This is a genomic window from Celeribacter sp. (genome assembly GCF_048266405.1).
Taxonomy (GTDB): Bacteria; Pseudomonadota; Alphaproteobacteria; order Rhodobacterales; family Rhodobacteraceae; genus Celeribacter.
On sequence record NZ_JBLWZO010000001.1, the window covers coordinates 344,390 to 367,792 of the forward strand.

Sequence of the window (23,403 nt, forward strand, 5' to 3'; positions counted from 1 at the left end):
GATGGCGCTGCGTGCACGCGGTGAAGCCGTGTCGGAATATGCCGCCGCCGCCAAGGTCATGCGCGACAAATGCGTGCCCGTCTCCGCCCCAGACAATGCAATGGACATCGTGGGCACAGGGGGCGACGGTCTGGGCACGCTCAACATCTCCACCGCCACGGCCTTTGTCGTTGCGGGCGCAGGCATCCCCGTGGCCAAACACGGCAACCGCAACCTCAGCTCGAAATCCGGTTCCGCCGACGCCATGTCGGTCAACGGCATTGATGTGATGGTCGGCAAGGATGTGGTCGAAAAAGCAATCAACGAAATCGGCATCGGTTTCATGATGGCCCCCATGCACCACCCCGCGATGAAATATGTCGGCCCTGTGCGGGTCGAGTTGGGGTGCAAAACCATCTTCAACATTCTTGGCCCGCTCACCAACCCCGCAGGCGTCAAACGCCAACTGACAGGCGCCTTCGCCCCCGACCTGATCTGGCCCATGGCCGAAGTGCTGCAAATGCTTGGCTCCGAAAAAGCATGGCTGGTCTACGGTCATGAAGGCATCGACGAAGTGTCGATCACTGGCCCGACGTCTGTTGCGGCTTTGGAAAATGACGACATCCGCTCGTTGGAAATCCACCCCGAGGACGCGGGCCTGCCCGTGCATCCGCTGCGCGACATTCTGGGCGGAACTCCGGAGGAAAACGGCAAAGCCATGCGCAACCTGCTCAAAGGAGAGACAGGGGCTTACCGCGACGCTGTACTGATGAATGCCGCTGCCGCGCTGGTGGTAGCCGACAAGGCGGCAGACCTCAGGGACGGTGTCGAAATCGCGACCGAGAGCATCGCCTCCGGCAAGGCGCTCGAAAAGCTCGAAGGACTGGCGCGGGCAACCACCCAAGGCTAATGATCTCTTCTCGGCAATCAAAAAAGGGGCCCCCACATGGGAGGCCCCTTTCACTATGAAACACTCACTACTCACTAATTGGTTATAATCTCCGGCCCCATCAATGTGGTGGGGAGGAAGGTCGAAATGATCGGCACGTAGGTGATCAGGATCAGGAAGACGAACAGGATCGCAAGGAACGGCAGCGCCGCCCGCACCACGGACATCATCGGCATTCCCGCGACGCCTGAGGTCACGAACAGGTTGAGACCCACAGGCGGTGTGATCATGCCAATCTCCATGTTCACCACCATGATGATGCCAAGGTGGATCGGGTCCACGCCAAGCTCGATGGCAATGGGGAAGACCAGAGGAGCGACAATCACAATGAGGCCTGAAGGCTCCATAAACTGCCCGCCGATGAGCAGGATCACGTTGACCATCACGAGGAACATGATCTTGCCGAAGCCCGCCGAGAGCATCGCATTGGCGATTTGTTGCGGGATTTGCTCATCGGTCAAAACATGTTTGAGGATCAAGGCGTTGGCAATGATGAACATCAACATCACTGTCAGCTTACCCGCATCAAACAGGGTCTGGCGTGTGTCTTTGTGGACAAGCGCATGGAAGATCGCAAAGCATTTGAAAACCGCCATCGGCCCGCCCTTTACGCCCTTGAGCGGCCCCATGTCACGGTAGACGAACGAGGCCACGAGGAAGGCATAGACAGAGGCCACGGCGGCCGCTTCGGTCGGGGTAAAGATCGCGCCAGTCAGACCGGGAATACCGTAGATCCCGACCATGATAATCACGATCAACATGAGCCCCCAGAAGGCATCCTTGAACGAGGCCCAAATCTCGCCCCACCCTGCCCATTCGCCTTTGGGAAGGTTCTTGACCCGTGCGATGACGTAGATGGCGATCATCAGCATCGTGCCCGCCAAGATACCGGGGATCACACCAGCGAGGAACATACGGCCCACAGAGACATCCGTGGCCGAGGCGTAAACCACCATCACGATGGAAGGCGGGATCAGAATGCCCAAGGTGCCTGCGTTACATATCACCCCTGCGGCGAAGTCTTTGGAATAGCCGACCTTGGTCATCGCAGCGATCACGATGGAACCAATCGCCACCACCGTGGCGGGCGATGAGCCAGACAGAGCGGCAAAGATCATGCAGGCAAATACACCCGCAATCGCCAAGCCGCCGTGAAAGTGGCCGACACAGGCAATGGAGAAGCGCACAATGCGTGTCGCCACCCCGCCCGTCGACATAAATGACGAGGCAAGGATGAAGAACGGAATGGCCAAGAGCGTGTAGTGGCCCGCCATCGCCTGATAGAGCGACTGCGCCACCGAGGCGAGAGAGGTGTCGGAGAAGGCCAACAAAAAGATCATGGACGACAGGCCGAGCGAGACGGCAATCGGCACACCGATCAGCAAGAGACCGATCACGAACAAAAAGAGAATGACGACTTCCATGGGGATTATTCCTCGTATTCGCCGTGCGCAACGCGCTCGACTTCCTCTTCGGCCTCATGAGAGACGATCAGGCTATCCTGTTTACCTGCGATGATCCGCACGGTTGCCTGAACAACACGCAGCAAAATCATCCCGCAACCAAACGGCAAAATGAAATAGGGGATGACGCGAGGCAACTTGTCATAGCTGTCGCCATAATTGATGGCATCCTCCAGCCAACGGAACATTCCGAGCATGGGCACCTGGTCCGTGGTGTAAAAGGCACGATCCCGCACCCCCTCGGTAAAGCCTGTGGGGAACCAGCGTCCCTCGGTCGGCTGAAGGGCGGCAAAGGGTGCCCAGTAATCCCATGCACCTTTGAGCAAGAGCGCCGCGTAGATGATGCAGGCTGCAGCAGACAGAAGTGCGGCGATCCGCTTTCCCCGCGCAGGCAACATATTGGTGACAGCATCCACGCCGAGGTGGGTGGTCTTTTTGAACCCGTAGGAAATGCCCAAAAGGACAAGCCATGCGAACAGGATCAAAACGACCTCAAGCCCCCAGATCAGGGAGGTGTTATACACGTATCGCATCACAACATTGACAAACGTAATCAATGTCATAGCCCCGAGGATGAACGCGATGACGTTCTCCTCCAGCCCATCGAAAAACCGCGCGAGCGGTGACTTGGATAAGTTGTCTTGATCCTGTGTCATTCGTCCCCCGTCCCTCTTATCCCGCCCTGCGCCCCTACGGTCGCGTCGAGCGGTGGTTGACAAACGGCCCCGCACCGATTGGGCGGGGCCGACGTGTTTACATCAATCGCGGGTGCTTAGTGCTTGGCGTTGATCTCTTGGGCCGCTGCGATGTTCTCGGCACCAACGTCACCTTCGAACTGCTCCCAAACGGGTTTCATCACATCGACCCAAGCCTGACGCTGCTCGTCGGTCAACTCACGGATCACGCCACCTGCATCAAGCACAGCCTGACGGTTCTGCGCGTCAACTTCGGCAATCGCAGCGTTCCGCTCGGCGGTGACTTCGCTCATGATGGTGGCGAGTTGATCGCGGATATCCGCATCAAGACCTTCCCACCAGTCAACGGACGTCACGACCATGTAGTCGAGCAAACCGTGGTTCGTTTCTGTTGTACCGTCTTGAACTTCAAAGAACTTCTGGCCGTAGATGTTGGACCATGTGTTTTCCTGACCGTCGACAACACCCGTTTGCAGCGCACCGTAAACCTCGGAGAAGGCCATTGGCTGTGGCGATGCGTCGAGGGCTTCCATCTGGGCCACGAGAACGTCGGAAGGCTGAACGCGGAATTTCAGACCTGCGGCATCTTCGGGCAACAGCAGAGGCTTGTTCGCGGAGAACTGCTTGAGACCGTTGTGCCAGAACCCAAGACCCAAGAGACCACGGCGCACCATGACTTCTTTCATGTTCTGACCGGCTTCGGATTGCTGGAATTCCTCAACTGCGGCCATGTTTTTGAACATGAAAGGCAGATCGAAGATGCGGTAAACTTTGGTGAAGGTCTCGAACTTGGACAGCGACGGAGCCGCCATCTGCACGTCGCCTTGCAACATGGCTTCGAGAACTTGGTCATCGTTATAAAGCGTAGAGTTGGGGTAGACCTCAACACAGGCTTTACCGTCCATCTCGGCGTTCACGCGTTCCATGAACAGGTTCGCGGCGATGCCTTTGGGGTGTTTGTCGGTGTTGGTCACGTGGCTGAACTTGATAACCATTTCGCCGTCATCACAGGCGGCAAAGCCAGCTTGTGCGGTGACAGTAAGAGCGAGCGCCGTAGCGGCGGTTGCGAGCAATTTCATGGGTGTCCTCCCTGACATGATCCCGAATATTACAAGTCGGTGCGCGTCGCCCATCGCGGGTCACGGCACACTCAAGGGGAGACAACATCAGGGACACAATCCGCACAAGAGATCGTGAAGAAATTGTGAGCAGTAATCATTTTGTCATTATTTTCAGCTTATTAGAAAGAACCACAACGCATAGCCGCCATGCTGCATTCGCATCATGTGCGATGATCCGCACACCTGTTAGCGACAACTGTGCGAATTTTCGCACACTCGGATGTGAGTCGTGGAAAGGCTACCGATACAACTCCGCCTTGACGCCGTGCCGCGCGAGTTTGTCGTAAAAGGTCTTGCGCGGCAGCTTCAGCCCCTTGGCTGCCTCCGTGGCGTTGCCGTTGTGGCGTTGCAGAGCGGAAATCAACAGCGAGCGCTCGACCTGCGCCAATTGTTCGGCCAGTCCCAACTCTTCCTCTTGCGCCTCCCCGTCCGATAGCCCCATGACAAACCGCATTGCCGCATTCATCAGCGAGCGCGAATTGCCCGGCCAGTCCTGCGCCATCAGACGCGAGATCACTTCGGGAGTGATCTGCGGACTGGGCAAGCCCGCCTGTTCGCAGGCGATATCAACGTAGTGACGAAACAGCACAGGAATATCTTCGCGCCGTTCGCGCAGCGGAGGAATGCGGATCACCGCCGCGTCGAGACGGTAAAACAGGTCAGGCGAAAACGCCCCCTCTTTCGCCAGTTGTCCCAGATCGGCATAGGTTCCCGCAATCAGACGAGGGCGATCGTGACGCTCTAACAGATCAAGCAGGGTGAACTGTGCCGATGACGAGAGAGCCGCAATCTCGTCGAGAAAAATAGAGCCGTCCTTGGCCTCGACAAAGGCCGCAGAAAGACTGTCCCCCGTCTGCGAGGCGGCAGAAAATTTGAGAAACGGCGCGAGGCTACCCGCCGACAAAAGATGCACCACTTCGGCCATTTTCGCCGTCCCGACACCCGGCTCCCCTGTGATCAGAACATCCGCCGCCGAGCGCGACACCGCGCGGGCCTCGTCACGCATCTTGCGCGACATCTCGGAGGTGCCGCGCAACATACGCGCCGCGGCATCCCCTTGGGCGACCTGACGTTTGAGGCGACGGTTTTCGAGGACGAGCGCACGGGTGCGAATGGCCTTTTCCACTACGGCCAAAAACTCTTTGGGCGCACAGGGCTTTTCGAGGAAATCAAAGGCGCCCGACGAAATCCCTTTGACCGCCATGGGAATATCGCCCTCCCCCGTGAGCAGGATCACCGGCAATTCAGGGTCGACACTGTGCGCAAACTCCAACAGTTGGAACCCGTCCTTGCCCGGCATCCGAATGTCAGTGACAACCACTCCTGCGAAATCACGACTGATGTGGTCTTTGGCCTCGATATAGCTACCCGCGAGGGTCGGCACGAGATCGGCAAGCTCCAAGGTCTGACCCAAGGCTTCGCGCACGCTGAGGTCATCATCAACCATCAAAACCCGTTCCACGGCTGCACCGCGTGTGCCCATATTCGACATTATTGTGCCGCCTCCTGATTGTGGCCTGCGCGGGCCAATTCGATTGTGAACGTCGCCCCGCCGCCCTGTTCTTCAGGTCGGTTGGCCCCTTTGATCTGACCGTCAAAGGATTGGATCAACCCGTAAGAAATAGACAGGCCAAGCCCCATCCCCTGCGCCGCGCCGACCTCTTTGGTGGTGTAAAACGGATCAAACATTTTCTCGGGCTCGGTGATGCCCGGCCCTGTGTCACTCACCGTCAGGCGCACGATATCGGCAGTCGTCTCGATACGGATCGTCAGCCACTTGGGCGCGTCCTCGTCCATCGTCTCCATCGCGTCCACCGCATTGGACACGAGGTTCATCACCACCTGCTGCAAACGCACCTCCCCCCCGCGCACAATGGCGGGCGGTCCCGCGACCCAATCGGTCTGCACGCTTGATTTGGAAATTTTCGCCTGCATCATTTCCAACGCCGCATCAACCACACCGTTCAAATCAACGTCTGTGATGGCTTCGCTTTCCTGACGCGCAAAGGCCCGCAGGTTCTTGATGATCCGCCCCATGCGCCGCGCCAGTTCCGAAATGCGCCCAAGGTTTTCGCCTGCCTTATCGGTGCGGCCGCGCTCTAAAAATGCCTGTGCGTTCTCGGCAAAGGAGCGAATGGCCATGAGCGGTTGGTTCAATTCGTGACTGATCCCCGCCGACATCTCCCCCAGCGCCGACAGCTTGCCCGCCTGCACCAGATCGGCCTGCGCGCGTTTGAGCCGCGCCTCGGCCTCTTCGCGCTCGGCTACTTCGCGTTTCAAATCACGGTTGGCCGCCTCCAAAGCCTGCGTCCGCTTCGCCACACGGGCCTCAAGGCGCGAATTGGCCTCAGCCAAGGTCCGTCTGCGCTCCATCGCCACCCATGCAAAGGCCCCGAAGGTCAAAAACAGCGCCACCGCGAACCCCGCCTGTAGCCGCGCCAACGCGCGCACGGGCGCAAGGTCCATCAACAACTCCCCCGTCAATCTGATCACGGGAAGCTCTTGCGTCAGGTGCAACGCATGATCGGGGATATATGGCCCCGCATCCAACTCGAACACCTCGTAAGCTCCGATGGTGCGTGTCTTGGTAATCGGGAAATCGCTGTCGTCCCCGCCACGGCCTTGGCGCAGGACCAACTCGCCACGGTTGGCGACAAAGGCCACCCCTGCCTCGTCGGTGAAATAGATCGCTGACGGGTCTGTGGGCCATGACCACTCCAGCAGTCCGACATCAACGCTGACCAAAACCGCGCCACGTGACGCGCCCCCTGGATAGAACACAGGGGCCGCGATAACAAAACGCCGCCGCTGAGCCTCGTCGACGAAATGGGCCACGCCCAACGCGCCATGCAACGCCCGTTCAAACGCCACCTGCACCCCTGCGGGCATCCGCACGGCGTCCCCCGTATCGGCGAGGATAAATCCCTTTTGTGACACGATGGAGATCGAATGCGCCCCTGTCTTATCCGCAATATCGATCAGAAGCGCATCGGCGGCCTCAACCAGAGAACGCGCATTGCCGCCCTCCAATATCGTGGTCAACGTGGTAGGGTGATCGGCCAGAAATACCGCCACTTCGCGGTAGCGCTGCAATCCTGTGGTCAATCGGTCCGAGGCAAGGGCCAAATCCGACCGCCCCCGCGCCGCTGCCTGATCCAGTTCCGTGCGGTAGGCAAAGCCGTAGACCGCCGCCCCGAACAGCGCCGCCGCCACGACGAACGCCAGAGCCAGCCCGACGCGACGCGGCGCGGGCGGTTTTATGGCGGTTGAACGGGGCGTGGCTCGGACATCGGTCATTTGGCCCCAGTCTAGAAAGAACGGCTTGCAAAGCAAAGCGGTAAGCGGCAGCGTCCCCTCATGAAAAGATTCTCGCAAAGCCCCAAAGATCCCGCCTTCGTCCAAAATCCCTATGCGCTCTATTCCGAGATGCGCGACGGTGGCCCCTTGGCCTATTGGGAGGAATTGGGCGTGCCCGTGGTGACGAGCTATGATGGCGTGTCGATGGCGCTGCGCGACAAACGCTTTGGCCGTGAAGCCCCCGAAGGTTTCGCGCGCCCCATCCCCGAAGGCCTGCGCACATTCTACGACATTGATGCCCATTCGATGCTGGAGCTTGAGGGCCAACGCCACCGCCGTTTGCGCGGCCTTGTCTTGCGGGCCTTCACCTCACGCCGGATCAAAGACCTCGTGCCCGACATCGAGGAAATTTGTGACGACCTATTTGACAAAATGACAGACACCGCGCCGCAAACCGATCTGCTTCAGTCGTTTTGCCAACCACTGCCCGTGCGGGTCATTTCGCGGCTTTTGGGCGTACCTGAGGATATGAGCAGCCAGTTGCTCGCGTGGTCAAATGCAATGGTTGCGGTTTACACCCCGCTACGTACCCCCGAGGTCGAGGCAGCTGCCGAAGCCGCTGCCAAAGACTTCTCCGCCTTTATGCGCTCCTATGTCGAGGCCCGTCGCACCACGCCGCGCGACGATCTCATCACCCATCTGATTGCTGCCGAGGAAGACGGTGAAAAGCTGTCTACCGATGAATTGATCACCACCTGTATCCTGCTGCTCAACGCGGGCCATGAGGCGACGGTGCATAGCCTTGGCATTGCGGTCAAAACGCTACTCGAACACCAAACGCCATCCGATGCCTTGGCCGAGGAGCGCATTGACGCAACGATAGAGGAAGTGCTGCGCTACGACTCGCCACTGCATTTCTTTGACCGCTGGGTTTATGAAGACATGGACTTTATGGGCCACACTTTCAAACGCGGGGACAAAATCGGCTTGTTGCTCGGGGCAGCGAACCGCGACCCTGACGCATGGGACGATCCCGATTGTTTTGAACCTGCACGGAAAATCAAACAAAACATGGCCTTTGGCGCAGGTATCCATTTCTGCGTCGGCGCACCTCTGGCCCGTCTGGAGATGCGCGTGGCGCTGCCGCGCCTCTTCGCCCGCTACCCCGACTTGCAACTGAGCGAGGCTCCAAGTTATGCAAATACATGGCATTTCCACGGGTTGAGCAATTTGCACGTGCGGCTGACTGAAAAGTGAGTATTTTAGCGCCAAAGACGACAATGTGCGCGCGCGGACCCTTTCGCCAGTGCGACAGCAGAGGGATCAACTGCCATGACAACAGTTCTGGATAAAATCAAAGCCTACAAACTCGAAGAAGTGGCCGCCGCCAAGCAGGCTGTCCCGCTGGCCGCTCTCGAAGATCAGGCCGCAGCACATGGCACCCCACGCGGGTTCGCCGCAGCACTGCAATCCGCAGCCAAAACAGGCTACGGGCTGATCGCGGAAGTCAAAAAGGCCTCCCCCTCCAAAGGTCTCATCCGCGCCGATTTCAACCCGCCCGAATTGGCCCGCGCCTATGAAAACGGCGGAGCGGCCTGCCTGTCGGTTTTGACAGATACCCCCTCGTTCCAAGGGGCCCCCGAATTCCTGATCCAAGCCCGCGCCGCCGTGGAGCTACCGGTGTTGCGCAAGGATTTCATGTATGACACCTACCAAGTGACCGAGGCGCGCGCATGGGGCGCGGATGCCATCTTGATCATCATGGCGAGTGTCGAAGACACTCAGGCGGCCGAACTTGAAGACGCCGCTTTTGCCCTCGGCATGGACGTTCTGGTCGAGGTGCATAACGCCGAAGAGTTGGAACGCGCCTCAATCTTGAAATCGCCGCTCTTGGGAATCAACAACCGCAACCTCAAGACTTTTGAAACCACACTCGACACCACTCGCCAACTGTCGCGCTTGGCCACCGAGGACCGCACACTTGTCTGCGAAAGCGGGCTGTCCACCCCCGCCGATCTGGCCGACATGGCAAGCTACGGCGCGCGGTGCTTCCTCATCGGTGAAAGCCTGATGCGCCAAGACGACGTCGAAGCCGCCACGCGCAGGTTGCTCGCAAATCCCGCAGGAGGGTCTTTGTAACATGGCCGATTTGACCCATTTCGATGCGGGTGGACATGCGCATATGGTCGATGTGTCCGATAAACCCGTCACCGACCGTTCCGCCACCGCGGAAGCCGCGATCAAGATGACGTCGGAGACCCTCGAACACATCACCCAAGGCACCGCCAAAAAGGGCGACGTGCTTGGCGTGGCGCGACTAGCGGGGATCATGGGGGCGAAAAAGACCTCCGATCTGATCCCGCTGTGTCATCCCCTGCCGATCACCAAAGTGGCGCTTGATCTCGTGGCTGACGAGGCCCTTCCGGGGGTGCGTATTCAGGCCACCGTGAAAACCTCAGGCCAAACCGGTGTCGAGATGGAGGCGCTCACCGCCGCCACCACTGCAGCGCTCACCGTCTACGACATGCTCAAAGCCGCCGAGAAAGGCATGGAGATCACCTCCGTGCGTCTACTGCGCAAAGAAGGCGGAAAATCGGGTCTGTTCGAGGCCACCACGGAGGCCAACACATGATTTCTGTCACCGATGCCCTTGGCGAAGTCTTCGCCCTTTGCGCCCCGATTGGCACGGAAACGGTCAAGTTGCGCCATGCTGCGGGTCGTGTTTTGGCCGTTCCAGCCACCGCACGGCGCGACCAACCGCCCTTTGCCTCCTCCGCTATGGATGGCTACGCCGTGCGCGATGCGGACGCGGGCCAAGGAGCGCAGTTCTCCGTGATCGGAGAGGCCGCCGCAGGACATGCCTTTGACGGACCTATCGGCAAAGGCCAAGCCGTGCGCATTTTCACGGGTGCCCCCGTGCCCGCCGACACCGACCGCGTGATCATCCAAGAGGACGTGACCCGCACAGGCGACACGATCACGCAAAATGTCCCTTCCGCAGACAGCCGAAATATCAGACCCTTGGGCGGCGATTTCAAATCAGGCGACAGCGTTGACGCCCCGCACCGCCTGACCGCTCAAGACGTCACGCTCTTGGCCGCAATGAACGTGGCCGAGGTGGAGGTGGCCCGCAAACCCACCGTGGCGCTGATCGCAACGGGCGACGAACTGGTGATGCCCGGCGAGACACCAAACCCCTCGCAGATCATCGCCTCCAACAGCTTCGGCCTTGCTGCCATGATCGAGGCGGCGGGCGGTATCGCGCGGATGCTCCCCATTGCCCGCGACACCGAAAGCGCCTTGCGCCAGTCCTTTGAGCTTGCACAGGGCGCCGATGTGATTGTGACCATTGGCGGCGCGTCTGTGGGAGACCATGACATCGTCGGCAAAGTGGCCGCCGATCTCGGCCTTGCCCGCGCCTTTTACAAAGTGGCGATGCGCCCGGGCAAGCCGTTGATGGCGGGGCGTCTGAATGATGCGCTGATGATCGGGTTGCCTGGAAACCCTGTGTCGTCCATGATCACCGCACAGCTCTTTTTGATCCCTGCGCTACACGCGCTCATGGGCCTGCCCGCCGCACCTGTGCCGCGCCGCAAGACGACGCTCTTGACCGATGTAAGCGCCAATGGCCCTCGCGAGCACTATATGCGCGCGCGCCTGACGGATGACGGGATCACCCCGTTCGAGCGCCAAGACAGCTCGCTCATGTCGATCCTCTCAACCGCCAACGCCCTGCTGGTCCGCGCCCCCGATGCGCCCGCCGCCGCCCATGGCGAGACCGTCGAGTATATCGCGCTCTAACATTCTTCGACGGTGCATTCGGGTATGGCCAAGGGATTGTTGACACAATTAAAGAACATGAGTAGAACATAGTCAGAACACAGGCCAAGTGAGAGCCTTCATTGCGCACCAAACGGGAGCGAGCAGATGCTGACAAAGAAACAAATGCAACTCTTGGAGTTCATCGACACGCGGATGCGCAAAGAGGGCGTCCCACCGTCGTTTGACGAGATGAAAGAGGCGCTTGATCTGCGCTCGAAGTCGGGCATTCACCGCCTGATCACGGCCCTTGAGGAGCGTGGATTTATCCGCCGCCTTGCCCATCGGGCGCGGGCCATCGAAATCGTAAAACTGCCCGAAGCCTTAGGCGGCACACCAACCGCCCCCACCGCTGCGGGTTTCACCCCGCGCGTGATTGAGGGCGACCGCCCCAATAGCCCGCCCCCCGCTTCCGCGATGGATGTCGAAGCGGCCGCTGTCACCCTGCCCATCATGGGCAAGATTGCCGCAGGTGTGCCCATTGAGGCTGTGGAAGACAATGACACAGGCGTCTCCGTACCCTCAATGATGCTCTCGGGACATGGCAAGCACTACGCCTTGGAAGTCAAAGGGGATTCGATGATCGACGCAGGAATCAACTCCGGCGACATCGTGGTGATTCAGGAAACCTCTGCCGTCAAAGATGGCGACATCGTCGTGGCAATGGTCGAGGGCTATGAAACCACGCTGAAGACCTATCGCAAGATGGGCGACCGCGTCGCGTTGGAAGCTGCAAACGCCGCCTATGAAACCCGTGTCCTGCCCGCAGGTCAGGTCGAGGTTCAGGGCAAACTTGTCGGTCTGATCCGCAGCTACTAATCCCGCGCCTCAGCGAGAATGACATTCTCTTTGGCCGTGCCGCTTGGCGCGGCCTTTTCTTTGGCGGCCCCCCGTGCAGGAGCAGGACTATTCCACAACCGCCGCCCCACCGCATCTCGCGTTGTTTCAAGCACAACTTGCCCGTCTGCAAGATGAAAGGCCAATGCACCTGATGTCTTCAACATGGACAAATCGAACATCTCGCAGGCGTGAACCGCGTTTAATTCCACCTTTTGATTAACAATTACGATGTCATGCGTGGCGCAAGCTACCTTCACACGCTCTTGCCACCCGCGTCCTGTGATATGCGCGACACGCAGCGGACCAACACGGAGTGCGGGAACATCGCGGGCGGCGGCCTCCGCCTGATCCGCGCCGTCTCCATCGTTTTCCAACCATGTGCGGGCGGCGAACCCCGCGCCTTTGGGCTTGTTCAATACCCGACCTTGCGGGGTCATATATCCGACCAAGCCGCCATCTTCAGAGACAAGCAACACAGGCCGCACAACCCCGATCCAAAGCGCGAAGGCCACACAAATCGGAGCCAACCCGATCACACGCACAGGCCCCCGCCACACAACCACGAACACCCCGCCCAGAGCCAACAGCGCCAGAACCCCGCTTGGCGGTGTCGGCACATGGGTCACGGCCCCCTCCCATCCCGAGACGGTCTCTGCCACGCCCAAAATCCACGAGATCGCCGGAGCCATAACGGACAATGCGATTCCCTGTGCCCCAAAAGGAGCGAGCACGGCCGCAAACACGGCCATCGGCATGATGATCAGCCCCATGAGGGGGACGGACAGGACATTGGCAATCAGACCGTAATCCGCAATGCGGTTGAAATGCGCCGCTGCCACGGGCGCGGTGGCCATGCCTGCCACAAAAGACGACACCACCACCGCCAAAACGATCCGTACGGGCTTGGGCAGATGTGGCAACTGCGGCACCCGCCGCAACGCTTCAAACGCCGCCACAAGCGATGTCGTGGCTGCAAAAGACATCTGAAACCCGGGTTCGGGAAGGACTTCAGGGCGCAGGATCAGAATAATAAGTGCGGCAAGCGCCACCGCTCGCAGGGATATTGCACGGCGATCCAACAGCACCGCCACGTACATCACAGACACCATGATATAGGCCCGCTCGGTTGCGACATTCCAACCCGACAAAGCGAGGTAGAAGGCCCCGACACAGAGCGCAAACACGGCGGCGATTTTTTTGCTTGAAACCGCAGCGCGTTCACGAAAACCAATCAGAAAAATCAGTCGGATAGCCCCGAACACAGCCCCTGTTAACAATCCCATGTGCAGACCCGAAATAGCCAAAAGATGCGACAGGTTGGCCCCGCGCAACGCCTCTTCGGTCTCTGGCGTTATCGCCGATCTGTCGCCTGTCAGGATCGCCGCTGCAAACGCGCCTTCTTGTCCGCTGATGGTGCGGCGAATGTCGCGGGCAAGCGATTGACGCAGACGATGCAGAAATAGCCCCACGCCGTCGTCCGTTGCGGCGAAACGGATCACAGGCGCACGGGAATAGCCCACGGCACCGAGACGGTCGAACCACGCCATGCGTTGAAAATCAAAACCTCTCGGCTCCGCGGGAGCCGCAGGTGGTGACAAATTGGCGGTCAGACCAATCCATTGCCCGGGTTCTGGAGGAAATATCATAGGACCGTGCAGCGAGATGCGCACACGGGCAGGCACATCCGGCGGCGGCAATCCATGCAACTCCACATGATCCAAGGTCAAACGCGCGGCCCCTGAAGCAGAGCGATCAATTGCCACCACACGGCCCTCAACCGGACCGTAATAGCGAAACTCCAAAACGGGCGCGGCCATTAGGTTGGCCCGCGCTCCCGCCGCGATAAACCCCACCAAGACAAGACACAGTGCAAACGGAATCACCGCACGATCAGCCCCAAAAGCCCGCCCAGACAGCAACAAAGAAACTGCGCCTCCGAATGCACCAGCATAATACAGCGGGCGCGGCTCAACAGGTAGGCCGAAATAGACACCCATGCCGAGGCTGACCAACACGGGCGACCAGACAAACAACGTGCCTCGTTGCGCATCCAGCGAGACACGTAGCGCCCCGACGCTCGCTCGACACCACGCACCACTGCGCAACGCGGTGCGCCTCGCCCACCCGTCCTGATCGTCTTGCCAGAGTTCTAACCTTGGGCCCACCCTTGTGTCCCCTTTCGCGGTCGCGTAAATCTGCTGCGACATCAATCTCCAAAAACTTGGTTACAAAAGGGTTATTCCTATGAGCGCAGCCTCCCGCCCCGATCCGACATCTGGCGCAACACCCGTCGTGACCCGCATTGCTCCGTCCCCCACGGGCGACATGCACATCGGCACTGCCCGCACTGCCCTGTTCAACTGGCTCTATGCCCGTGGCCGTGGAGGCAAATTCCTGTTGCGCATCGAGGACACCGATCGCGCGCGCTCAACACCTGAAGCGACACAGGGGATTCTCGACGGTATGGCGTGGCTTGGCCTCAACTATGACGGGGAGGCCGTGAGCCAGTTTGAACGCGCCGCGCGTCATGTGGAAGTGGCGGAAGCCATGCTCGCCTCGGGTGCAGCCTATAAATGCTTTGCCACCCAAGAGGAGATTGAAGCCTTCCGCGAAGAGGCGCGCGCCAAAGGCGAAAGCACGCTATACCGCTCGCCGTGGCGCGACGCCGATCCCGCAACCCATCCCGACGCGCCCTATGTGGTGCGGGTAAAAGCTCCGCGTGAGGGGGTAACGGTGATCCGCGACGAGGTGCAGGGCGATGTGACCATCCGAAACGATCAGCTTGATGACATGATCGTGTTACGATCCGATGGCACACCCACATATATGCTTGCTGTCGTGGTCGACGATCACGACATGGGCGTGACCCATGTGATCCGTGGAGACGACCATTTGAACAATGCAGCGCGGCAGATGACCATCTACGAGGCTATGGGCTGGCCCCTGCCCGTCTATGCGCACATCCCGCTGATCTTCGGCCCCGATGGCAAGAAGATGTCCAAGCGCCACGGCGCAACGGGTGTGAAGGAATATCAGGCCATGGGCTACCCCTCGGCGGGGATGCGCAACTATCTCGCGCGTCTGGGATGGAGCCACGGCGATGACGAATTCTTTTCCGACGCGCAGGCACAAGAGTGGTTTGACCTGAGCGGCGTCAACAAATCGCCCGCACGTTTTGACACCAAGAAGCTTGAAAACATCTGTGGTCAGCACATCTCCGTCATGGATGATGACGAGATTTTGAGCGAAGTCGACGGCTATCTCGCAGCCGCAAAATTCCCTGACCTCACGTCAGATCAAAAAAGGCAATTGGCGGCAGCTTTGCCCTCGGTCAAGGGATCATCAAAGACCTATCCGCAACTCCTTGAAAAAGCACATTTTGCCCTTGTTCAACGGCCACTTGAGCTTGACGAAAAAGCGCAAAAACAACTCACCGATGTATCCAACGGTATACTGAAAGAATTGACGCCGCACCTGCAAAGTGGTAGCTGGAACCGCGAGGCGCTCGAAGGCGCGATCAATGCGGTCTGTGAGGCACGTGAGATCGGCTTTGGGAAGGTTGCCGGTCCCCTGCGCCCAGCCCTTGCAGGACGTGCCGTGACACCAAGCGTCCTCGACATGATGCTCGTTTTGGGGCGGGAGGAGAGCCTCGCCCGTATCGCGGAATTTACCGCCAAATGCCCGAGCGCGTAATATAATCTCTTTCACATCCACTCGGGTGTGATTCTTGGTTAACGGACCTGTCTCTCCCATACATGCGCGACCTTTTTAGGTCTGACACAGCGCAGTTGACAAAGGTCATTAAAGTTTACGCCAAAGCGGTTAACGCTCTGGCAACCGCGGCCCCTTAATCCCTCTCGAAGGCGACACGGGACACCACGGATTTACCGAAAGCGCCCTGCGCTTTGATGCCCCAAACGGCGTCTGATGCACGCGGATATGTTCCGCAAGCCTCGACGTCCGCCATACCACCAACGGCCCCTGCGGGAGCGCCGTTGCCAACCGAAGGAATGACGATGGCAGATACCAAGAAGACAGCGACCCTGACGATTGATGGCAACTCTTTTGAGCTTCCCGTCTACTCTCCGACCGAAGGGCCCGACGTGATCGACATCCGCAAGCTCTACGCCGATGCAGGAGTATTCACTTACGATCCGGGGTTCACCTCGACCGCCTCTTGCGATAGCGCCATTACCTACATCGATGGCGGCGAAGGCATTCTATTGCACCGTGGCTACACCATTGGCGAGTTGGCCGAAAAATCCCATTACCTCGAAGTGTGCTACCTGCTGCTCTACGGTGAGCTGCCAACAGCCGCGCAGATGGAAGAATTCGAAAGCCTCGTGACCAATCACACGATGATCCACGAGCAGATGCACAAGTTCTTCTCCGGTTTCCGTCGTGACGCGCACCCGATGGCCATCATGGTTGCTGTTGTGGGTGCGATGTCCGCATTCTACCACGACTCCACGGACATTTCGGACCCCTACCAGCGCGAAGTGGCCACCATTCGCCTGATCGCGAAAATGCCAACAATTGCGGCCGCTGCGTATAAATACACCATTGGTCAGCCTATGGTTTACCCACGCAATGACCTCGACTACGCGTCGAACTTCCTGCGCATGTGTTTCTCGGTGCCCGCCGAGGATTACGAGGTGAACCCGATCCTGAGCCGCGCGATGGACCGTATCTTCACGCTCCACGCCGACCACGAGCAGAACGCTTCCACCTCGACTGTGCGTCTCGCGTCCTCCTCTGGTGCGAACCCGTTTGCCTGCATCGCGGCTGGTATCGCTTGTCTCTGGGGCCCTGCGCACGGTGGTGCGAACCAAGCCTGTCTCGAAATGCTGCGCGAAATCGGCACCGTGGATCGTATCCCCGAATACATCGCCCGCGCGAAGGACAAGAACGATCCGTTCCGCCTCATGGGCTTTGGTCACCGCGTTTACAAAAACTTTGACCCCCGCGCCAAAGTGATGAAGCAATCGGCAGATGAGGTTCTCGATCTGCTCGGCGTTGAAAACAACCCGACGCTTCAGGTTGCGAAAGAGTTGGAAAAAGCCGCCTTGGCCGATCCGTATTTCGCGGAGAAGAAACTCTTCCCGAACGTCGATTTCTATTCCGGCATCATCTTGGAGGCCATGGGCTTCCCAACCTCGATGTTCACACCGATCTTCGCACTCTCGCGCACCATCGGTTGGATTTCGCAGTGGAAAGAGATGATCGAAGATCCTGCAATGAAAATCGGTCGTCCTCGTCAGCTTTACACAGGCGAGGCTCTGCGCACCTACACCAACGTCGAAGACCGCTAAATCAGCCGTCCGACAAAGAAATTACAAACCCGCCCGTTTTGGGCGGGTTTTTTGTTGCGATCTGTGTCAGACAATACGTCAGGCATTTATCCGCACGCCCCTTAAGTGGTCACAGAAACGGCGAGAGTCATGGCACGCAAATTGATTTTGCACATCGGCACCCCCAAAACAGGGTCCACCTCCCTTCAACACACACTCTTTGCCCATCGAGACCAACTGTCCGCAAGGGGCATCCACTGGGCCGACTCCACACGTCCACCGCGGGCGGAGGCACCACGTCACTCCAGTCTTAGCTATGCCGTGCGCCGCAGCCCACGCAAATGGGCCGCCGAACGCGAGGTAATTTTGGCGGATTTTGACGCGTCGGGCCTAGATACACTTTTGCTCAGTGATGAGGTTCTATCGGAATGTGGCGCAAAGGCGATTGCGCGACTGGCCGAGTTCGCCGCTCCCTTCGAGACCACTGTGATTTGTTATCTGCGCCGCCAAGATTACTTTGTAGAAAGCCTGTGGAACCAATATTGTGGCGAAGGGCGGCGCGAAACGCGCAGCATCCGCAAATTCGCAACCGCACGAGAGATCAGAAATCAACTCGACTATGTCGCGATGCTTGACCCGTGGAGCAAGGTCGGCACGGTCCGCGCACTGTCCTATGATGCAGAGAAATTCGCACTTGTGCAGAATTTTCTCGACACTCTTGGCATCGAGATTGCCGTCGAAAATGAAGCCCGCGCAAACGTAAGCCCGTCCATGAACTGCGCCGCTCTCTTGGCCTTGCTCAATCGCCAAGACGTTAAATACAATAAGGTAAAAGTGGTCAAAGCCTTCCGCGCCGACACGCTCAAAACCGCTCTTGGCAGCACCCTGCGGGCACAGATTTTAGACCAGTGCCGTGAGAGCAACGCCGCACTTGCGGACCGCTATGGTGTGCGCTTTGACGACACGATGCCCGAAGAGCGCGAAACGCCCCTCTATGCCCCTACCGAGGCGGCATTGGCTCGGGCCATCTCCCGCCTCGCCCCGGGACGAAAAGCCGGGGCAAAAGCGAAAAACGTCAAAGAGTAAGGGGCGCTTAGCGGCCTTCGTAGACGGGTTTGCGTTTTTCGAGGAAGGAAATCACACCCTCTTTGAAATCGCGCGTCTGGCCGCAGGCATTTTGCAACTTGGCCTCAAGACCCATCTGCTGCTTGAGCGTGTTGTCGTAAGAGGCGTGCATCGCCTCTTTCAGGTGGCGGTAGGCCACGGTTGGCCCCGCGGCAAGATACTTTGCCCGCGCCATCCAATGGCCCTCGAACAATTCGTCCTCGACACTCTCGTATATCATGCCCCATTGCGCTGCTTTATCGGCGGGGATTTCGTCGGCAAACAATGTCGAGCCCATAGCCCGCGCCAGACCGACCTGACGGGGCAGGAAATAGGTGCCACCCGCGTCAGGGATCAGGCCAATGCGCGAAAACGCCTGAAGGAACACGGCGCTCTCGGTGGCAATCGTCACATCACAGGCCAGAGCCAGTGATGCGCCCGCGCCAGCAGCAGCCCCACCAACGGCGGCGATGGTCGGGATGGGGCAATCGTGGATTGCGAACATCATCGGCTCATATTCGTCACGCAAAGTGCGCTCCAGATCAGCGGTGCCCGCATTGACACCATCCCCCAGATCCTGCCCTGAGCAGAAGGATCCACCTGATCCTGTAATGACCAAAACACGGGCTGATTTAGGCGCATCACGCACCGCGTGGGTGATTTCCGCACGCATCTGCGTGTTGAGCGCATTGCGCACATCGGGGCGGTTCAATGTCAGAACGGCAACCCCGTCGCGAACGGCGAATTTAATGGTCTCATAGTGCATTGGTGGTCCCTTCCCTCGGTCACGGGTTCCTCACAAGATAGGCATCCACGCGGCTGAGGGAAGGGGAACGCCCCGTCACGGCACGTTTTTATTGCGCCGTTGTCTGTTTTGCCAAAGCCCGCCTTTTTCCCACGGCGCGGATCACCTCACGTGCGGTAGCGTCGGGCGTGACCTCGACGCGAGTATACTCGGACCCGTCTAGGGTGCGTGTAAGCAATCCATCCTCGATCAAGGAGCGACGAATTTGCGCGGGATCGCGAAAGGTTGTCATCTCGTCGAACAAGTCCGAGATTTGACGTTCCGTGAACACCGTGCGCGCAGGCACCTGTGCCCAGAGCGCCCAAAGACAATGCTGACGCACCTTGCGCTTGGTCGACCACGAGGTCATCACCCCCGCGTCATCGAACCGCGCCAAGGCACGGGACACAGCGCGGCCTTCTGGCGTCTCAACGGGGGTCGCCGGACCGTGGATGGCATGCAAGTGTTGAAAGTTGCGGTAGCCCCCTGCTCGCGCAATGGCGTTCAGGAGGGTTTGATGCGGCGGGGCATCGGGCCCGAGATCGGATTTGAGAGCCCGCGCAAAGGCAGACACATCAGGAAGGGTGAGCGAAATAGGTTCGCGGGTCATCGGTTCATCTCCGTTGATCGCGTCTTGTTGGTCGTGCGGGGAGCTGCCCTTGGCCCACGCTCAAAGACGCGCGGAAAACCGGATTGGAACGTTCAAAAGCAGGTTCAGCGTATCCCCGTTTGAGGGACGGCAGCGACTCGGTGAACTGCGGACCGATGTCCCAGACATAGTTTGCCCGCCGATGCATGGCAAGCGGCGGGCAATTCCAATCCGTAACCGCAGCAGCGGTCAGTCTTTCATAATCGCTTCAACGCGAGCCTGTTCCTCAGGGGTCAGCTCCGCCACGTCGCTCTCGTTTTGGCGACGGCGCACGAAGTTTATGCCGACAAACAGCGCCGCCAAAAGCATCAATGGACCCGCAACCCACAGTAGCTTGTTCGCCCCCGTCAGGGTTGGCTTGAGCAAGACGAACTCGCCGTAACGGTCCACGACATAGTCGATCACCTGCTCATTGCTATCGCCCTCGACAAGGCGCTCACGCACCAACAAACGCAGGTCTCTCGCCAGATCGGCGTTACTCTCGTCGATGTTTTCATTGCGACAGACAAGGCAGCGCAGGCCCTTGGAAATCTCACGCGCACGCGCTTCCATCGCCGCATCGGGAAGGACTTCGTCGGGCTGAACGGCCAGCGCAGGCACCGCCGTCATCAACAGGGTGAAGATGAGAACAAGATGTTTCATTCTGCAGGCACTCCCACAGCAGCGGAGGACGCAGCCTTTTTACGGCGCCGCGCCCCTGCGGCCACGCGGTAACGACGGTCGGTAAGGCTCAACACGCCACCCAATGCCATGATGATCGTGCCGCCCCAAATCCAGTTGGCCAGTGGCTTGATATAGGTGCGCACGGCCCATCCGCCGTTGGCCTGCACATCACCGATCACCAAATAGACATCGCGCCAAAACCCGTTGTCTATCCCCGCCTCGGTGGTGGGCATTTGCTGCACAGGATAGGAGCGCTTTTCGGGATGCAATGTTGCAACCTTTTTGGACTCTTCAAACACCGACATGGTGGCCATTGTGGTGATATAGTTCGGCCCTTGTTTGCGCTCCACTTGATCCAATGAGATCGTGTAGCCCGACACGTCAAAAGTCTCGCCAATATTGACGACGCGAATGTCCTCGACCGACCAAGCGGTCAGACCCGCGATGCCCGCAATGGTGACGCCTAGACCGCCGTGAGCCAACAGGCGGCCCCAATCAGCACGCGGCAAACGCATCAGACGCGACAGGTCGCGCGACTGGCCCGTTTTGGACAAAAGATCTTGCACCGCGCCCGCGACGAGCCACATGCCAAGCGCCAAGCCAATGGGACCAAGCAAGGTCTTTTGGGTCTGGATTGACCAGATCAGGCCAAACATCGCGAGAGCGAGGATCATCGACGGGATAAGTTTCTTGAGCGTCGCGCCAAGACGCGCACGTTTCCACGCCATCATCGCTCCAACGGGCAAAATAAGCGCCAAAACGGTAAAGAACGGTGTAAAGGCCGCGTCAAAGAACGGCGGTCCAACAGAGAGCTTGCGGTCCCAGAAAGCTTCGGCCACGAGCGGCCAAATGGTGCCGATAAACACGACAAACGCCGCCACGGCCAACAAGATGTTATTGGTCAAAAGTGCGGTTTCACGGCTCACCATAGAGAACACCCCCTTGGCCGTCATCGCCGAGGCCCGAAGGGAAAAGAGCGTCAAAGACCCGCCCATAAAGATGCCCAGAATGAGCAGAATGAAAATCCCGCGCTCGGGGTCATTTGCAAAGGCATGTACCGAGGTGATGACGCCAGAGCGCACAAGGAAGGTGCCAATCAGGGAAAACCCGAAGGCCAAGATCGCCAAAAGGATCGTCCACGCCTTAAGGCTTTCGCGCTTCTCGACCACCATTGCCGAATGCAACAGCGCAGCAGCAAAGAGCCACGGCATAAAGGACGCGTTCTCAACGGGGTCCCAGAACCAGAACCCGCCCCAACCCAGCTCGTAATAGGCCCACCAAGAGCCAAGGCCGATGCCGATGGTCAAGAACACCCACGCGGCCAAGGTCCACGGACGCACCCAACGGCCCCACGCCGCATCCACCCGCCCCTCAAGGAGCGCAGCAACAGCAAAGGAGAAGGTCATCGAAAGACCTACGTAGCCCAAATAGAGGAACGGCGGGTGAAACGCCAAACCCGGATCTTGGAGCAACGGGTTGAGGTCATTGCCGTTCATTGGTGGAAATTGCAGGCGCAAAAACGGATTGGAGGTAAACAGGATAAAGGCAAGAAACGCCACGCCGATTGACCCTTGCACGCCCAAGACCCGCGCCCGCAACGTTGCGGGCAGGTTTGCCCCGAACAGCGCCGCCGCACCACCAAATAATGCCACGATCAAAACCCACAGCAACATGGACCCTTCGTGGTTGCCCCAAACGCCCGACACTTTGTATAGCATCGGCTTGGCCGTATGCGAGTTTTCGACCACAAGTTTGAGCGAAAAATCGGAGGTGACAAAAGCATAGGTCAACGCGCCGAAGGAAAATGCAATCAGCACCAATTGCACCACAGCGGCAGGTTCACCCACTGCCATAAAGGCACGGCGTCCCGTATGTGCCCCCCAAAGCGGCAGAACCGTTTGGGCGATCGCCACAAAAAACGCCAAGATCAGTGCAAAATGTCCAAGTTCAACGAGCATATACGTATCTCCCTTTGGACAAAGGTTTACCCTCTCGCAGGACACAGGCCAATGGGCAGCAGAGCCATGTCGCAAAGAAATGATCGAGATATAGCGCCTCAGGGTGCGCGTTGGTGTCGCACAGCCCCCCACAAACGGCCGATAACGGCAAAACGCGACGCAATCATCCGCAGAGCACACATGCGGAAAAGGGGCCGCGTGCGACCCCTCCCCCGCTGTCCCTACCCACGACTTCTACAAAAAGAGAAGCACCCCAAGGGACATCGCAAACGCTCCGAGAACGGGCCAGACAAACGCCAAGCCCCGCAGGCCGAACGATCCTTGGATCACAGCGAAATGCAGCACTGCACCGCAGATCAACAAGGACAGGAACACAAACAGGGCTGCGGCTTCCATCCCCCATGCGGGATCGCCAAGCACACGCATGAGCCACCACCACCCGATGGTGAACCCCGTGCCCGCCCAAGACAAAGACATGCCAAGCGCAAGAGGCGTGGCCCGCTCGTGCCAGAGCCAGAAAAACGTGGCTGAAATTAAAAGCGCCATGACGGATATGGCGCCATAGGCCACTTGCATCATCGCGGCGAACCCGAGTCCGTGGGCGCCTGCGAGGGCCGCCATAAGAATGGCGCCAAAAAGGGCTGCGACTTGTTTCATTGCTTCAACATCTCCTTCACGGCGGCATCCAGAGCATCGGCAGCCTGCGCGTTTCGTTTGAGGGCGGCGCGCACGCCATGCTCGGTCCACTTTGCTTTCAACCACCGCCAAAGACGGAACAGGATACGGGCCAT

At 59.0% G+C, this 23,403-nt stretch carries 22 protein-coding genes; 9 read left to right on the top strand and 13 right to left on the bottom strand.

Annotated elements, in window-relative coordinates; genetic code table 11:
* A partial coding sequence (gene trpD, locus ACN0TS_RS01745) for an anthranilate phosphoribosyltransferase (protein ID WP_417257591.1) occupies positions 1-889 on the top strand: 889 nt, incomplete at its 5' end.
* Between the two features lie 74 nt (positions 890-963).
* Here trpD and ACN0TS_RS01750 read toward each other — a convergent pair.
* From ACN0TS_RS01750 to ACN0TS_RS01770, 5 genes are all read right to left on the bottom strand, one after another.
* Positions 964-2,352 carry a TRAP transporter large permease gene (locus tag ACN0TS_RS01750; RefSeq protein WP_417257592.1) on the bottom strand — a complete coding sequence of 463 codons (1,389 nt, stop codon included), beginning with the start codon at positions 2,350-2,352 and terminating at the stop codon, positions 964-966.
* Positions 2,353-2,357: 5 nt separating this feature from the next.
* On the bottom strand, positions 2,358-3,047 hold the full coding sequence (locus tag ACN0TS_RS01755; RefSeq protein WP_417257593.1) for a TRAP transporter small permease: 690 nt from the start codon (positions 3,045-3,047) through the stop codon (positions 2,358-2,360).
* Positions 3,048-3,163: 116 nt separating this feature from the next.
* Complete coding sequence (locus tag ACN0TS_RS01760; protein ID WP_417257594.1) at positions 3,164-4,165, bottom strand: DctP family TRAP transporter solute-binding subunit; 1,002 nt, start codon at positions 4,163-4,165, stop codon at positions 3,164-3,166.
* 280 nt (positions 4,166-4,445) lie between these two features.
* Positions 4,446-5,699, bottom strand: coding sequence for a sigma-54-dependent transcriptional regulator (locus tag ACN0TS_RS01765; protein ID WP_417257595.1), 1,254 nt, complete (start codon positions 5,697-5,699; stop codon positions 4,446-4,448).
* Entirely contained in the window at positions 5,699-7,504 is a 1,806-nt protein-coding gene (locus tag ACN0TS_RS01770; protein WP_417257596.1) for an ATP-binding protein, read from the bottom strand. Before ACN0TS_RS01770 ends, ACN0TS_RS01765 begins: the two co-directional genes overlap by 1 nt.
* Before the next feature lie 60 nt (positions 7,505-7,564).
* On the opposite strand from ACN0TS_RS01770, the gene ACN0TS_RS01775 reads away from it, so the two are divergent.
* The 5 genes from ACN0TS_RS01775 (at position 7,565) to lexA (ending at position 12,142) form a co-directional block, all read left to right on the top strand.
* A complete protein-coding gene (locus ACN0TS_RS01775) occupies positions 7,565-8,761 on the top strand; it encodes a cytochrome P450 (RefSeq protein ID WP_417257597.1) in 1,197 nt (398 codons plus the stop codon).
* 75 nt (positions 8,762-8,836) lie between these two features.
* Entirely contained in the window at positions 8,837-9,643 is an 807-nt protein-coding gene (trpC, locus tag ACN0TS_RS01780) for an indole-3-glycerol phosphate synthase TrpC (protein ID WP_417257598.1), read from the top strand.
* Position 9,644: 1 nt separating this feature from the next.
* The gene (moaC, locus tag ACN0TS_RS01785) at positions 9,645-10,136 is read left to right on the top strand and encodes a cyclic pyranopterin monophosphate synthase MoaC (RefSeq protein ID WP_417257599.1); all 492 of its coding nucleotides are present in this window, start codon (positions 9,645-9,647) and stop codon (positions 10,134-10,136) included.
* The gene (locus tag ACN0TS_RS01790) at positions 10,133-11,305 is read left to right on the top strand and encodes a molybdopterin molybdotransferase MoeA (RefSeq protein ID WP_417257600.1); all 1,173 of its coding nucleotides are present in this window, start codon (positions 10,133-10,135) and stop codon (positions 11,303-11,305) included. The genes moaC and ACN0TS_RS01790 overlap by 4 nt, the downstream gene beginning before the upstream one ends.
* 126 nt (positions 11,306-11,431) lie before the next feature.
* Positions 11,432-12,142 (top strand): transcriptional repressor LexA, encoded by a 711-nt coding sequence (gene lexA, locus ACN0TS_RS01795; protein ID WP_417257601.1) that lies wholly within the window; start codon positions 11,432-11,434, stop codon positions 12,140-12,142.
* Here the strand turns inward: lexA and ACN0TS_RS01800 are convergent.
* Positions 12,139-14,328 (bottom strand): ComEC/Rec2 family competence protein, encoded by a 2,190-nt coding sequence (locus ACN0TS_RS01800; protein WP_417257602.1) that lies wholly within the window; start codon positions 14,326-14,328, stop codon positions 12,139-12,141. The genes lexA and ACN0TS_RS01800 overlap by 4 nt on opposite strands.
* Positions 14,329-14,407: 79 nt before the next feature.
* On the opposite strand from ACN0TS_RS01800, the gene gltX reads away from it, so the two are divergent.
* Positions 14,408-15,856: a glutamate--tRNA ligase gene (gene gltX, locus ACN0TS_RS01805; RefSeq protein ID WP_417257603.1), complete on the top strand. Its 1,449-nt coding sequence runs from the start codon at positions 14,408-14,410 to the stop codon at positions 15,854-15,856.
* Positions 15,857-16,010: 154 nt separating this feature from the next.
* On the opposite strand, the gene ACN0TS_RS01810 is transcribed toward gltX, so the two are convergent.
* Positions 16,011-16,193, bottom strand: coding sequence for a hypothetical protein (locus tag ACN0TS_RS01810; RefSeq protein ID WP_417257604.1), 183 nt, complete (start codon positions 16,191-16,193; stop codon positions 16,011-16,013).
* Between ACN0TS_RS01810 and gltA the strand changes: the two genes are divergently transcribed.
* The gene (gene gltA / locus ACN0TS_RS01815) at positions 16,180-17,475 is read left to right on the top strand and encodes a citrate synthase (protein WP_417257605.1); all 1,296 of its coding nucleotides are present in this window, start codon (positions 16,180-16,182) and stop codon (positions 17,473-17,475) included. The two genes, ACN0TS_RS01810 and gltA, sit on opposite strands and share 14 nt — an antisense overlap.
* 129 nt (positions 17,476-17,604) lie before the next feature.
* Positions 17,605-18,540 (top strand): hypothetical protein, encoded by a 936-nt coding sequence (locus ACN0TS_RS01820; protein WP_417257606.1) that lies wholly within the window; start codon positions 17,605-17,607, stop codon positions 18,538-18,540.
* A 7-nt stretch (positions 18,541-18,547) separates the two neighbouring features.
* Here the strand turns inward: ACN0TS_RS01820 and ACN0TS_RS01825 are convergent, their stop codons facing one another.
* The 6 genes from ACN0TS_RS01825 to ACN0TS_RS01850 all read right to left on the bottom strand — a co-directional run bounded on the left by ACN0TS_RS01825 (position 18,548) and on the right by ACN0TS_RS01850 (position 23,403).
* Positions 18,548-19,324: an enoyl-CoA hydratase-related protein gene (locus ACN0TS_RS01825; RefSeq protein ID WP_417257607.1), complete on the bottom strand. Its 777-nt coding sequence runs from the start codon at positions 19,322-19,324 to the stop codon at positions 18,548-18,550.
* An 88-nt stretch (positions 19,325-19,412) separates the two neighbouring features.
* Entirely contained in the window at positions 19,413-19,952 is a 540-nt protein-coding gene (locus ACN0TS_RS01830; RefSeq protein WP_417257608.1) for a DUF2087 domain-containing protein, read from the bottom strand.
* 228 nt (positions 19,953-20,180) lie between these two features.
* Entirely contained in the window at positions 20,181-20,633 is a 453-nt protein-coding gene (locus ACN0TS_RS01835) for a cytochrome c-type biogenesis protein CcmH (protein WP_417257609.1), read from the bottom strand.
* Positions 20,630-22,612: a heme lyase CcmF/NrfE family subunit gene (locus ACN0TS_RS01840; protein WP_417257610.1), complete on the bottom strand. Its 1,983-nt coding sequence runs from the start codon at positions 22,610-22,612 to the stop codon at positions 20,630-20,632. The genes ACN0TS_RS01835 and ACN0TS_RS01840 overlap by 4 nt, the downstream gene beginning before the upstream one ends.
* Before the next feature lie 234 nt (positions 22,613-22,846).
* On the bottom strand, positions 22,847-23,269 hold the full coding sequence (locus ACN0TS_RS01845; protein WP_417257611.1) for a hypothetical protein: 423 nt from the start codon (positions 23,267-23,269) through the stop codon (positions 22,847-22,849).
* Entirely contained in the window at positions 23,266-23,403 is a 138-nt protein-coding gene (locus ACN0TS_RS01850; RefSeq protein ID WP_417257612.1) for a hypothetical protein, read from the bottom strand. The genes ACN0TS_RS01845 and ACN0TS_RS01850 overlap by 4 nt, the downstream gene beginning before the upstream one ends.